Below are 13,853 nucleotides of genomic sequence, written 5' to 3' on the forward strand. Positions count from 1 at the left end.
TTATATTGCCGAGGCGCTCTCAAATTCACTCATCTTTCTAAATGCTGTTTTCTGACTTTTTCAGCAAGCCCTAATTACATAAAGACTTCTTGCTAGGTCAGGCTTTCACGCGAAATATTATGTAATTAATTTTGCACGACTACTTAAAAGACTTTCGTCAAGCAGCATACGATTTATTGGTGCTGGCTCTCCTGTGCAACATTCAAGCTGATGGATGCAGTGATGACCACCAGGAATGTGTGATGTTTAGAACGCTCTGATGTAATTCATATGGATTGCACCACCAATGTTGGCGCGGTCTATGACGAAGCTGACATTTTTGCCTTTCCGAGTCTTGAAGAAGGTAGTGGGGTGGTTACCTATGAAGCTATGGCTCACAGGTTGTCAGTGCTCACTTCACCTATGGGAGCGGGCGCAATTGTCCGGGACGGCACAGATGGGCTAGTCGCAGCACCCTACGACTCTGATGCTCTTGTGGAAAGCTTGCGAAAGCTTGCTTTTTCGCCGGAGTTGAGATCGCAGATGGGTGATAGTGTTCGCCAGCAAGCCGAGAAATTTACCTGAGAAAAAGTAGCGTGCCGGCGGAAAAATTTGGTGCAGGAGAAATTGAAGTTTTAGGAAATAGGACAATCCTCTGAAAGAATTCTTGCTCTGCAACTTCCTTTTTCCTGCGAATATTTCTATGAGTGCATTTTCAGGCTTAGGGTTTTTTGGGGATAATTTTTGCGGGTATTCCGACTGCGGTTGCGCCCGGTGGTACGTCGCAAAGAACTACAGCATTAGCACCTATCAAAGCGTGGTCGCCGATCGTTATGGAGTGAATAATTTTTGCTCCTGCACCGATATCGACGTGACCGCCAATTTTGACATTAGAAACAATTGTGACCTGTTGAAAAATTAGACAGTTCGGGCCAATAGATGCATCTGGATGAATAACTATGCCATTAGGATGAACCATAACGAGTCCCCCTCCTATTTGGCAGTTCAAAGGGATGTCAGTTCCAGTTACAATGCTCCAAAATCGATGTTCGATTACGTTCAACCGGGAGAAAAAATACCCTAAAATTCCACCTTGATGCTGCCATTTTTGATAATTGCGGATAGATTTTAGAAGTTGGCGACTAGGATCCCACCACTGGCGAAGTTTTTCGCGGCTCCAATCTGGCTCGGTGGCAGAAACGACAGGTGTAGTTATTGATTGAACCATTATTTGTGCAAAAGAACAGACAAGATATAATGACAATTAAGATTACATAATTGTCATTATATCTTGTCTGGTTGGTGATTGACAATATTTTTTTCAATTCTCTAGCAATCCTATTTGAGTTGTAATGTTGTTTTTGTAGCTTCCCAGGTTTTTCGGGTAGGCACGGCGGGGCAATAACCATACAAATTATTTACAATTCACACAAGATTGCTAGACGGTCAACTTATAATTATTTAGTTGACGAGTTGATGTCTACAAACAAGCAGTGGCGATCGCACTCTTTGTGCAACAATCACAATTGCCAAAGAACTCCACAATTGCGTAAAAGCATCTATCGCTATAGAGGCGGTAGATCTCTAGTTTATTTAAGTAACAGAAGAGAAAGGTCACTTTTTCTGGCACTAATTTAAGGATTGTTTTCGACAGGGCGGGATTTGAGAATTTTAGCAGGGATGCCAACGGCAGTTTGACCAGCAGGAACATCTGATAAAACGACAGCATTTGCACCGATATTTACGTCGTCTCCCAGGTTGACCTTGCCGAGAATTTTTGCACCGGCGCCGACGTTCACCCGATCGCCCAATTGAGGCGATTCTAGCGGTTTGTCCAAATAGCGGTTCCCCAGGGTAACGCCTTGGCGGATGATGCAGTCGTCACCGATCGTACAATATCCGTGAATAATAATAGCGTTCTGATGTTCAATCACCACGCGACGGCCGAGCTTTACCGTATAAGGCAAATCTATACCGTAGGTGTTGCGGACTTTTCGGTAGAGCGATCGATACAAAATGCTCAAGGGAGCTCGCAGCAGTTTTGGTTCTAGCTGCATCCTCCAGACACCGAATCTTTGAACTGCTACGGCACGAAATCCCGGTTTTGTCCAATCGCGACCGTGAGCGATCCAGTCTTCTTTAATCTGCTGCCACAATCCCTGTTCCGAGTTTTGTACTGGAGTTTCACTTGCGATTAAATTTGATTCCGTCACCATAAGCTGTACTCAAGATTTTGTCTAATTTAAGTTATCAATAGATGCCGCTTATCGTCAGATCTTGCTCTTTTTTTTCAGGGATATTCAACCCGGATTCTTCTATTTAAAATATGAATGCTGGGTGAATCAAGCAATCTTTGACTGACCAGGAGCGACCTGGCTTTTTTGCTTTGATTTATTTACAAATACCATTTAAAAGTTTTTTGAATCTTCAATCTTACCTCCCTTGAAAAATACACTATTCGTGACAAAATCCGTCAGTAAGTTTGGTGGATCGCCATCTGGCTTACCTTGAAGTACGCGGCGCAGCCTCCAGACTCCAAAGCCCGAAGCCCAGGATACATCTGTTAACGCTGTGTAAACCAAGCCGTAGTTTTTGATAAAATAGCGTCGCCGGGAATCAAACCAATACTGGGGCAGCCGCTTGGGGGCTGCTTTGGTGTCTGTTACGCCTGAGCTTTGGCCGACTAAGTGGACAACGCGACTTTCAGGCACGTACCAGCAACTCCAGCCAGCTTTCTGAGCTTGCAGGCAAAAGTCCATTTCTTCGCAGTACATGAAATAAGCTTCATCCATCAAGCCAATCTTTTCAAATACTTCGCGACGGACGATCATGCTGGCTCCAGCTACCCAATCAGTTTGACAGGTTTTTTGGGAAATCGGAGGCGCTGCGGCCCATTTTTTCAATAACTTGGATATAAAGCCTGTCCGCCAACCAAAATCGAGTTCGGTCAAGAGATTGTGAAACCGAAAAGCTGACTCTTGGGGCGTACCGTCGGGGTCTTCCAAGCGGCTGCCGGCGATGCCGGCTTCGGGGTTGGAGTCCATGAAGTCAACCAGTGCTTTCAGAGCTCCTGGGCGAACTACGGTGTCTGGGTTGAGCAGCAGGACGTAAGGGGGGGGATTGGTGGATTCAAGGGCGGGACGGATCAGGGCGTTGTTCCCGTAGGCAAATCCGCCGTTGCGCTCTAGGGGAACGAAGGAGGCCCATTCGCTCCAGCCGAATGTGGCTATAGCGGCTGGTATTTCTTCGGTAGAATTGTCGCCTGAAGCATTGTCGCCAACTACAACCCGCGTACCGGGGAGCGATCGCACTTCGGTAACTAGAGAGCGCAAGCAGTCTATTGTCAAACTAGAGGTTCGGTAGTTAACAATGACAACCAGCAGTGGATATGAGTGATTTGGCTCGCTGGCATTGGACATAGGTGCAGTTTTTGGTTTAACAACTTTTTAGCTCAAGTTGTACCGATCTGGCAAGCTGGAGCGATGACTAATAGTATTTTTATTGGTTTTGGTGAGAAAGACTGTTTTTTGTGCCATATTTCCGAAGTCCCGCCGCTCTGCATCACAGTCGATATTGCCTGTAAACCTGACTTGCCGCTCGGTGCAGCAGCGAATGTCGGTAAACTAACCCTTTCATGTCATCGGAATAGCCACCGCCAATGACGCAGGCAATCGGATAGCCACCAGCTAAACAAGTAGATAAAACTTGCATTTCGCGACGAAATAACCCGGTATCAGTTAAAGCTAATTTTCCGAGTTTGTCGGCCTGATGAGTGTCAGCTCCGGCATCGTAGAATACTAAATCTGGCTTGAGATCGGAGAGTATATCTGGCAAGTATTTAGCCAAAGTTTGTAAGTATTCGTCGTCCTCCATACCGACGGGCAAAGCTACATCTAAATCGCTCTTTTGTTTGGTGCCAGGAAAATTTACCTCGCAGTGCATCGAAAAAGTAAAAACACTGCTGTCATTTTGGAAAATTACAGCGGTTCCGTCTCCTTGGTGCACGTCTAAATCGACAATTAAAACTTGGCGAACTAAACCTATTTTTTGCAAGACTCTAGAGGCGATCGCCAAATCATTAAAAATACAAAAACCAGAGCCGTAATTCGGGAATGCGTGATGAGTTCCGCCCGCAGTATTGCAAGCCAAACCGCATTCTAAAGCAAGCTTAGCAGTTAGCACAGTCCCGGAGGAGGCGATACAAGTGCGGTTGACCAGGGCCGGACTCCAAGGCAGACCAATTCGCCGTTGAGCTTTGTCATCCAGCGTTCCGTTGCAGTAAGCTTGAATGTAATCGCGATTGTGGACTAGCTGAATCCATTCTGACCCTAAAAGTTCCGGAGCGTGAAATTGCGATCGCTCTGCTACCCCATCCGCCAGCAGCATTTCGTAAAGCAGCCCGAACTTTGCCATCGGGAAGCGGTGACCGGGCGGCAGTGGCGCAACATAATCTTCGTGGTAGATAATTGGTAGGTCCATGACGATGATTGTAGAACGAATAGACGAATCGAATAATTCTTGTCGATCGCCCTATTCGAGCCCGTTCGCTTACAGGCTTTTGGAGGAGAAGTCCAATTGAAAGCCTGCAACCTCAAATTTAAATTCGCTGGAGAACCTGTATATGCAACTAGAAACAGTCTGGGAGTCCGGCAGCAACAACCCCGAAAATGCTGAGAACTTCGATCGTATCGCTCAGTGGTGGAAAAACCTCAACGGCAAAAAAATTAGCTGGGTTGAGCGACTGATTCCGCAAATTGGCGGTATGAGCGAAATTCACTGGCAAGCCCAGCGTTTTGACGTAACATTTGTGATAGTCAATCCTGAAATTCGCGAAGATACTCTCTATTGGTACAAACCCGATTCTCCTGTCAAACGCAACACCACAGTTCAGAAACTAGAACTAGACAACCTGCAACAGCAATTGTATCTCTATCCTCAGTTGGAATCAGAAGTGGTAATTCGCATAGGATTTCCCGAAGTGAAATATCAAACACTTGAATTAAACAATCCAGAGTTTGCGCTGGGGGAAGATAATATATTGCTGCTGTGGGAGGCTGAGCAAGAACTTGAAATTAAAATATCCCTCAGCAATGAAAATCTTGCTAAACTTAAGGAATTGTTGGCAGAGAAAAGACTGAGAAAAGAGTTGATATAGCCTTTCGAGCTATCATAGGAGGTACTATCCGGGATAGGGCCTAGGACTATGGGCATAGGGCTATGGGCGTACCTCACCACGCTTGAGAACCGCTATACTCTTAGTTGCCAAATATCTTAAGACTTAGGCACGGGTGTCTCGAAACCGCGTTTTTTTCACAGCAATACACACGTTGCAGCCCGGAGCAAAAGTAAAAAACCGGGTTGTTTCGCATCGGGGTGCGTCTAGGTGTGTATCTCTGCTCAAACCTTTTGAAGGTGGTAGCTGAATGTTCAGAAGCTTGGGTTCTCGTACCCAGTTTCTTGGGCCGGTCGTGGCTAATTCATGATTTTTTTAGGCAATTTAATTGTTCCTAGAAAACTTAGATTTATTGTGGCACTAAAATACAATCAAAATGCGGTTGATTTGAGTTGCGAATTTAAGCTTAGCTGCCCAAAACTTGCTCGTAGACAAAGTGCGTTATTGATGAACCAACTCCTCAAAAAATACTCTATTGGCTGAGCGAATAAAAATTAATATGATAATTTTTATTTCACAAAAATACTTGACTTATTAAATAATCCCTCTCCGGTCAACACGCTAAAATTCCCAATGGCAAGACATAATATGGCGCTCGACAAAAAAACAATTCATATTTTAATTGTAGACGATCGACCCAATAACCTCCGGTTTCTCTCAAATATATTGACGAAAGAAGGGTATAAAGTTCAGCGGGCAATTTCGGGGAAAATGGTGGTAAATGCTAAATTTACCGTTCTTCCAGACTTGATTTTGCTAGATATTTCTATGCCGACCATGAACGGCTACGAAGTATGCGAAAGACTGAAAGCTAACGAAAAGACTCGCGAAATACCGGTGATTTTTCTGAGCGTTTTTAATGAAACTTGTCAGAAAGTCAAGGCTTTTGAAGTGGGCGGTGTTGACTACATTTCTAAACCTTTTCAAGTAGAAGAATTTTTGGTGCGGATTGAAAGTCAACTGACTATACAACAGCTATCGAAACAATTAAAACAGCAGAATGCCGAACTGCAACGAGAGGTAAAATTTCGCAATCAAACAGAAACAGCACTCCGGGAAAGCCAAGAAAGGTTGCAGAAATTGGCGGTGAATATACCGGGAGTTATTTATCAATTTATGCGAAAATCGGATGGAAGTTTCCAATTTGAATATATCAGTTACGCTTGTCGGGATATTTACGAATTGGAGGCCAAAGAAATATTAAAAGATTATAATTTATGCTGCAATCAAAATCATCCTGATGACCTAAAATATCTGGAGAAAAAAATTTGCGAGAGCGCTCGAACTTTAGAACCCTTTGCTTGTGAATGGCGGATTGTTACGCCATCGGGCAAACTCAAATGGCTGCAATCGAATTCTCGACCAGAAATGCGTGATAATGGCGATATTGTTTGGTATGGGGTACTTTTTGATATCAGCGATCGCAAGCAAGCAGAAATAGAATCGGCCTCAACTAAATCTGCTTTAGAACGGCAAGTTCAGCGAGAGTTGCTGATTGCAAAAATAACTCAAGAAATTCGATCGAGCTTGCAGCCGGAAAAAATCTTTCAAACGGCTGCAACTCAAATCGGTCAGGCATTCCGCGTCAATCGCTGTTTGATTCATACTTACGTTACTAGCCCCCAAGTCGATCTTCCTCTGGCGGCTGAGTATCTCCAACCTGAGTGGGAATCAATGCGGAACGTCATCGTTCCAATTTGGGGCAATCCTCACGTCGTACAAATGATGATCCAAGACCGGGCGATCGCCTCCAACGACGTTTACTCAGAGCCTCTTTTGCAAGCTGCTGAATCGATTTGCCGCGTGGTTGGGTTGAAATCGATGCTGGCAATTCGCACTTCCTACCAAGGGATGGCAAACGGCGCTATTGGTTTGCACCAGTGCGATCGCCAACGCGAATGGACAAAAGATGAAATCGACTTGTTAGAAGCTGTGGCGGGTCAAGTCGGAATTGCGATCGCTCAAGCTAAACTGATCGATCGAGAAAAAAACCGACTCGTGCAGCTCGATCGGCAAAATAAACAGTTGCAAGCAGAAATTCGCACCCGCGTCCGCGCCGAACAAGCTCTACAAGAATCCGAAGCTGAATTGCGGGCGATTTTTACCGCCATGACTGACATAGTTTTAGTGAGAAATGCAGAAGGGCGCTGCATCAAAATCGCCCCGACAGCAGCGGTCAATTTGGTGAAATCTCCCACCGAAATGATCGGCAAAACCGCCCACGAAATCTTGCCGAAACCTGCGGCAGATTTGGTATTAAATACCATCCAACAAGTTCTCAAAACGAAGCAAAGCATCAATATTGAATATAGCTATACACTCGGAGAGCGCGAAGTTTGGCTCGACGCTAAACTTTCTGTGCTTTCTGCTGAATCAGTGATTGTGGTAGCGCGAGATATTAGCGATCGCAAACAAGCAGAATCTGCACTCAGAGAAAGCCAGCACTTCATTCAGGCGATCGCCGATTCCAATCCCAACCTATTGTACGTTTACGATTTAATTGAACAGCGAAATGTTTATTGCAACCGACAAATTGCTGCGATGCTGGGCTACAACGCCCAAGAAGTACAAGATATGGGTACAGAAATGATGTCAATGTTGCTCAACCCCGACGATTGGCCAGACGTTCTTGAAGGCGTCCAAAAAGTGGAGCGAGCCAAAGACGGCGATGTCATTGAATGTCAATACCGCATGAAACACAAAAACGGTGAATGGCGGTGGATGCACAGTTGGGATACAGTATTTCTCAGAACAACTGACGGTAAACCCAAACAAATTCTCGGCACGGCTAATGACACAACAGACCGCAAATTAGCCGCCGAAAAACTGCTAGCATCGCAGCAAAGAATCTCATTTTTATTGCAGCAAACGCCGATCGCAGTGATCGAGTTAAACCTCAATTTAGAAATTATCACTTGGAATCCGGCTACCGAAAAAATTTTTGGCTACAGCAAAGAAGAAGTTATCGGCCAGACTATCCCGGATTCCCTCGCCCCAAACAACTGTTACAACCAAATATTTCAAATATTAAGCAATAAAATTAATGCCGATTCTTGTGCCTCTTGCACCACCCACAAAACTATTACCAAAGATGGTAGAAGTATCGTTTGCGAATGGTATAATACTCCGCTAATTGACGATAATGGTACAGCGATCGGCATCGCTTTAATGGCTGTAGATATTACCGAACGCCAGCAAGCACAAACTGAACTGCAAGAAAGTGCTTTGCGACAAAGAGCGATCGCCCGAATCATTGAAAGAATGCGCCAGACATTAGATATCCAAGAAATCTTTCAAACTACAACAAGAGAATTGCGCCAAACCATGAAGTGCGATCGAGTCGCCCTTTACCGTTTCAATCATGACTGGAGCGGCGAATTTGTAGCAGAATCAGTTGATAGTAAGTGGACTTCTTTCATGCAAGCACAGCAGGTAGATTCTAAATTTACTGAAAGTGCTTTAAAAAACGAACAATGCCTTGTCAAAAAATTCGAAATCGCCTCCCAAAAAGTATGCGATACTTATTTGCAAGAAACTGCTGGCGGAGCCTACAGCCGAAGTAAAACTTACCTTTGCGTCCCAGATATTTACAAGCAAGGATTCAATAATTGCTACATCCAACTATTAGAAAAATTTCAAGCAAAATCCTACATTACTGTGCCAATTTTCTGCGGCGAAAAACTCTGGGGACTGCTAGCATCCTATCAAAATTCAGCTCCCCGCCAGTGGAGCGAATCTGAAATCAACGTTGCAGTTCATGTGGGCACTCAGCTAGGAGTAGCATTGCAGCAAGCAGAATTGCTCGCCCGCACTCAAAGACAGTCAATGGAACTACTTAAATCCAAAGAAAACGCCGAAGTTGCCAACCGCGCCAAAAGCCAATTTCTCGCTTCCATGAGCCACGAACTCCGCACGCCTCTCAACGCCATTCTCGGTTTTTCGCAAGTCATGGCCCGCAACAGTTCCATCACGCAAGAACAAAAAGAATACATAGAAATTATCAACCGCAGCGGCGAACATTTACTGGAACTGATCAATGATGTTTTGTCAATGTCCAAAATAGAAGCAGGTCAAATTACTATCAATCAAAGCCGCTTCAACCTCTACAATCTTCTCAGTAGTCTCAGAGAAATGCTGCAACTAAAAGCTAACTCAAAAGGGTTGCGCCTCATCTTTGAAAATATCGGCGATTTGCCACAGTACATTGAAACAGACGAATCGAAATTGCGACAAGTTTTAATTAACCTGATCGGCAATGCCATTAAATTTACTCAACATGGAACCGTTACTTTGTGCGTTAGCAGCCAAGTAGAAAATAACGCCGCCGGACAAGAAGAAGCCCAATTGCATTTTGAAATTGCCGACACGGGACCCGGCATTTCTCCGTCTGAAGTTATTACATTATTTCAGCCCTTCGTGCAAACAGAAACAGGTCGCAAGTCTATGCAGGGAACCGGGCTAGGATTGCCAATTAGCCAACAGTTCGTCAAGATTATGGGAGGTAACATTGCTGTTGAAAGTCAAGTGGATCGAGGCACAATTTTTACTTTTAATATCCGCGTTAACGTCGTAACAGAAAGTGACGAACAAGAAAAACCTGCCGTTAAACCAGTTATTGCTTTAGAAGCCGGACAGCAAACCTATAGGATATTAATAGTTGAAGATGTAACGGAAAATCGCCAACTGCTGTTTCAGCTCCTCGTACCGCTCGGATTTGAAGTCCGTGAAGCAATTAACGGTAAAGAAGGAGTTGCTTTGCAGTCTACTTGGAAGCCGCACCTGATTTTGATGGATATGCTGATGCCAGTTATGGACGGCTACGAAGCTACAAAACAGATCAAGCAAACTCCAGAAGGTAGAGAAATAATAATTATTGCCCTGACTGCTAGTGCTTTTGACGAGCAGCGACAAATGATTTTATCTGCTGGTTGTGACGATTTGATCTGTAAACCGTTTCGGGAAGAGGTACTATTTGAAAAGATAGCGTATCACCTGAATCTGCGTTATATTTATGAGGAAGAAAACTCATCTATTTCTGATTCAGCACCCCGACAGGTTCAAAGTTTGACCACCGAGGATTTGAGTGTAATGCCCGCAGACTGGGTGGTCGATTTATACCGAGCAGCACTTTGCGTTGACGACAATCGCATCCTCGGACTGATCGCTAAAATTCCCGAAACTGAGGCAAATCTCGCTAATGCTTTAACAGATTTAGTCGATAATTTTCGGATAGATATCATTATCGATTTAACTCAATTATATTATGATGAACGACGAGCCATTACCAGCGACTCCTAGAGACATTCTGATCGTTGACGATATGCCGGACAACTTGCGACTTTTATCGACTATGCTAGAATCCTACGGGTATCAAGTTAGGAAGGCGATTAACGGACAACTGGCTCTGCAAGCAGCACAAATATCTCCTCCAGATTTAATTTTACTAGATATTAATATGCCGAAAATGAACGGCTATGAAGTTTGTGCAAATTTAAAAAAATTTGAAAATACTAAAGATATTCCGGTGATTTTTATTAGTGCGCTAGATGAGGTGATGGAAAAAGTTAAGGCTTTTCAAGTAGGAGGAGTAGATTATATTACTAAGCCATTTCAAGTAGAAGAAGTCTTGGCCCGCGTGGAAAGCCAACTTTCTTTGCGTTTGCTGCAATCGAAACTGCAACGGCAAGCTAGGGAATTGCACGATCGCAATTCCAGATTGCAGGAAGAAATCGTGGAAAGGCAGCGGGCGGAAGAATCAATCCGGTTTTTGCTGGAAACGACGCGGGCGATCGGCGAAGCTGCGGACTTTCATTCAGCTTTAGAAGCAATTCTGCACCAACTTGGCGAAACAATCGGATGGGATGTAGGAGAAGCTTGGATTCCCAATGCAGAAGGAACTGCGCTGCAATCTGCCAGGGGCTGGTATGCGAGTAACGCCAGCATGGAACCCTTCCGCACCCAAAGCGAACAACTGACATTTGCCATGAATATCGGGCTGCCGGGACGAGTTTGGGCATCCAAGGAACCGGAATGGGTAGAAGATATTTCCCAGGGCTACCCAGATTTTTTACGAAGTGAAGTAGCACAAGAACTCGGATTTAAAGCAGGTTTTGGCGTGCCGATTTTGGTAGGCGATGAAGTATTAGCAGTGCTAGTTTTTTTTCAAATTTTGCCTTCTCCGAAAAACGCGCGCTTTATAGACATTTTCAATGCGGTTGGCACTCAATTAGGTGGCTTAATTCAGCGCAAACAAGCCGAAGAATTGCTGCGAATTGCTGAAGAAAGATATCACAGCATTGTAGAAAATGCGATGGAAGGCATTTTTCAAAGCACTCCTTCTGGAGGCTATCTCAGCGCTAATCCAGCTTTGGCAAAATTGTACGGTTACGATTCGCCAGCAGAACTGATGTCTAGTATTGAAAATATTGCCGAACAACTATACCTTGACCCGGAACGCCGCCTGGAATTCGTGGCTGCTATGGATGCAGAAAATGCGGTTTCGGGGTTTGAATCTATCGTATGCCGCAAGGACGGAAGCCAGATTTGGGTGTCAGAAAATGTCCGCGCCGTTCGGGATTCACAAGGCGTTATGATGTACTATGAGGGTACTGTTTCTGATATTACAGAGCGGAAATTAGCGCAAGAAGAACTCAAGATTCAACAGGAACAAAGCGAGAAATTGTTGTTAAATATTCTGCCCAAACCAATAGCAGAACGTTTGAAAGCCCAGCAAAGCACGATCGCCGACAGTTTTGCCGATGTAAGTGTTTTATTTGCTGATATTGTTGGCTTTACTGAACTGTCGGCGAGAATGTCTCCGACGGAGTTGGTAAAGCGATTGAATGTGATTTTTTCTCACTTCGACCAGTTAGCTGAAATGTACGGTGTGGAGAAAATCAAGACTATTGGTGATGCTTACATGGTAGTGGGGGGATTGCCTACGCCGAGACATGACCACGCGGAGGCGATCGCCCAAATGGCCTTGGGAATGCAGGCAAAAATAGCCAAGTTGTCGGCCGAGACAGGAGAAAAACTGGCAATTCGCATCGGCATCAATTCCGGGCCGGTGGTGGCGGGAGTGATTGGTGTTAGCAAGTTTACCTATGATTTGTGGGGAGATACGGTGAATGTGGCGTCGAGGATGGAGGGTACGGGTTTTGCCGGCAGAATTCAAGTTACTGATGTTACTTACGAGCTTTTAAAAGATAAGTATTTGTTGGAGATGCGAGGCGTAATTCCGGTGAAAGGTAAGGGGAATATGAGGACTTATTGGTTGTTAGAAAAAAGGTAAAAATTGGGCATGGGGCATGGGGCATGGGGCATGGGGCATGGGCATGGGCATGGGGCATGGGCATTATCAGTAGTCATCAGTTATTTGTGAGTGGCTACCAATAACTGATGACTACTGACTAATGACTGATGACTGATGACTAATGACTAATGACTAATGACTAATGACTAATGACTGATGACTGATGACTGATGACTAATGACTTCTGCTATGATGAAAGTGGTTAAAGAAACTTTACATAATAGCCGTGACAAGCGAATTTCAAAGGTGGTACCCGCCACGCGATCGATCCGTGGAATCAATCGAAAGCATCTAAAATCTAAAATCCTCAAGCCCCCGACTCGATCCGTGGGGTAAATCCAAAATCTAAAATCTAAAATCTAAAATTGAATGACTGCACAACAATTAGTATCTGCGACGAGTTTTGAGAAGCTGATTTGGACTTGGAAAGGTCACAAAATCCAATATACCGTCCAAGGAACCGGCCGCCCTCTGATCTTGATTCACGGGTTTGGGGCTTCTATAGGACATTGGCGGCAAAATATCCCCGCACTCGCGGCGGGCGGCTACCGGGTATTTGCGCTGGACTTGTTGGGATTCGGGGCTTCAGGCAAACCTGCGCTTGATTATACGCTGGAATTGTGGGAAGAATTGCTGACAGATTTCTGGACAGAATTGGTACAGGAACCGGCGGTATTTGTCGGAAATTCGATCGGCGCTTTGCTGAGTTTGATGGTAGTCGCCAACCATCCAGAAATATCAGCCGGCGGTGTGTTAATCAACTGTGCCGGCGGGCTCAACCACAGACCGGAGGAATTGAATTTCCCGCTGCGAGTAGTGATGGGGACTTTTACTAAATTAGTTCGATCGCCCGTCATCGGCCCGTTTGTCTTCAACAACATCCGCCAAAAACACCGCATCCGCAACACCCTGCGCCAAGTCTACGGGAACCGCGAAGCCATCACCGACGAACTCGTAGAACTCCTCCACGCGCCCTCCTGCGAGCCCGGAGCTCAACAAGTTTTCGCTTCCATTCTCACAGCCCCAGCAGGCCCTCAACCGTCAGAATTACTGCCAAAGGTCGATCGTCCGTTATTGGTACTTTGGGGTGCAGACGACCCCTGGACGCCGATCGCCGGCAGCAAAATTTACCAAGAATTGGCCACCAACGATCGACCAGTGAAATTTGTTTCAATTCCCCACACCGGCCACTGTCCCCACGACGAGCGGCCCAGTGAAGTCAACGCTCTGATTTTGGACTGGCTGCAGGAATTGAACTAAAATTTTTCGGGGGAATGCCAGAAAAGGGCAATCGAGCAAAACCCTTGCACAGCAAAGGTTCTGCCTCCATCCACCGCACCCGCCGCCCGGATTGGAAAGACTAAAAAAAAACTTTGCTAAAAAGTCTTG

The 13,853-nt window shown here is 45.2% G+C and carries 9 protein-coding genes; 5 read left to right on the forward strand and 4 right to left on the reverse strand.

The features are described 5' to 3' along the window. Positions 1–270: 270 nt before the first annotated feature. Complete coding sequence (locus tag QUB13_RS27865) at positions 271–564, forward strand: glycosyltransferase family 4 protein (RefSeq protein WP_333387676.1); 294 nt, start codon at positions 271–273, stop codon at positions 562–564. Positions 565–700: 136 nt separating this feature from the next. On the opposite strand, the gene QUB13_RS27870 is transcribed toward QUB13_RS27865, so the two are convergent. The 4 genes from QUB13_RS27870 to QUB13_RS27885 form a co-directional block, all read right to left on the reverse strand. Beyond that, on the reverse strand, positions 701–1,207 hold the full coding sequence (locus QUB13_RS27870) for a serine O-acetyltransferase (RefSeq protein ID WP_333387679.1): 507 nt from the start codon (positions 1,205–1,207) through the stop codon (positions 701–703). Positions 1,208–1,613: 406 nt separating this feature from the next. Then, on the reverse strand, positions 1,614–2,195 hold the full coding sequence (locus tag QUB13_RS27875) for a serine O-acetyltransferase (RefSeq protein WP_333387681.1): 582 nt from the start codon (positions 2,193–2,195) through the stop codon (positions 1,614–1,616). Between the two features lie 192 nt (positions 2,196–2,387). Then, the gene (locus QUB13_RS27880) at positions 2,388–3,398 is read right to left on the reverse strand and encodes a glycosyltransferase family 2 protein (RefSeq protein ID WP_333387684.1); all 1,011 of its coding nucleotides are present in this window, start codon (positions 3,396–3,398) and stop codon (positions 2,388–2,390) included. 142 nt (positions 3,399–3,540) lie between these two features. Continuing rightward, positions 3,541–4,458, reverse strand: a complete 918-nt coding sequence (locus tag QUB13_RS27885) for a histone deacetylase family protein (RefSeq protein WP_333387687.1) — start codon at positions 4,456–4,458, stop codon at positions 3,541–3,543. 142 nt (positions 4,459–4,600) lie between these two features. On the opposite strand from QUB13_RS27885, the gene QUB13_RS27890 reads away from it, so the two are divergent. The 4 genes from QUB13_RS27890 to QUB13_RS27905 all read left to right on the forward strand — a co-directional run bounded on the left by QUB13_RS27890 (position 4,601) and on the right by QUB13_RS27905 (position 13,724). Continuing rightward, positions 4,601–5,134 carry a hypothetical protein gene (locus QUB13_RS27890; protein ID WP_194008380.1) on the forward strand — a complete coding sequence of 178 codons (534 nt, stop codon included), beginning with the start codon at positions 4,601–4,603 and terminating at the stop codon, positions 5,132–5,134. 606 nt (positions 5,135–5,740) lie between these two features. Continuing rightward, the gene (locus QUB13_RS27895) at positions 5,741–10,450 is read left to right on the forward strand and encodes a PAS domain S-box protein (protein ID WP_333387690.1); all 4,710 of its coding nucleotides are present in this window, start codon (positions 5,741–5,743) and stop codon (positions 10,448–10,450) included. After that, positions 10,416–12,443: an adenylate/guanylate cyclase domain-containing protein gene (locus QUB13_RS27900; protein ID WP_333387693.1), complete on the forward strand. Its 2,028-nt coding sequence runs from the start codon at positions 10,416–10,418 to the stop codon at positions 12,441–12,443. Before QUB13_RS27895 ends, QUB13_RS27900 begins: the two co-directional genes overlap by 35 nt. A 390-nt stretch (positions 12,444–12,833) precedes the next feature. Continuing rightward, complete coding sequence (locus tag QUB13_RS27905; protein WP_333387696.1) at positions 12,834–13,724, forward strand: alpha/beta fold hydrolase; 891 nt, start codon at positions 12,834–12,836, stop codon at positions 13,722–13,724. Positions 13,725–13,853: the final 129 nt, after the last annotated feature.

The organism is Microcoleus sp. B4-D4, assembly GCF_036705185.1.
Lineage (GTDB): Bacteria > Cyanobacteriota > Cyanobacteriia > Cyanobacteriales > Microcoleaceae > Microcoleus.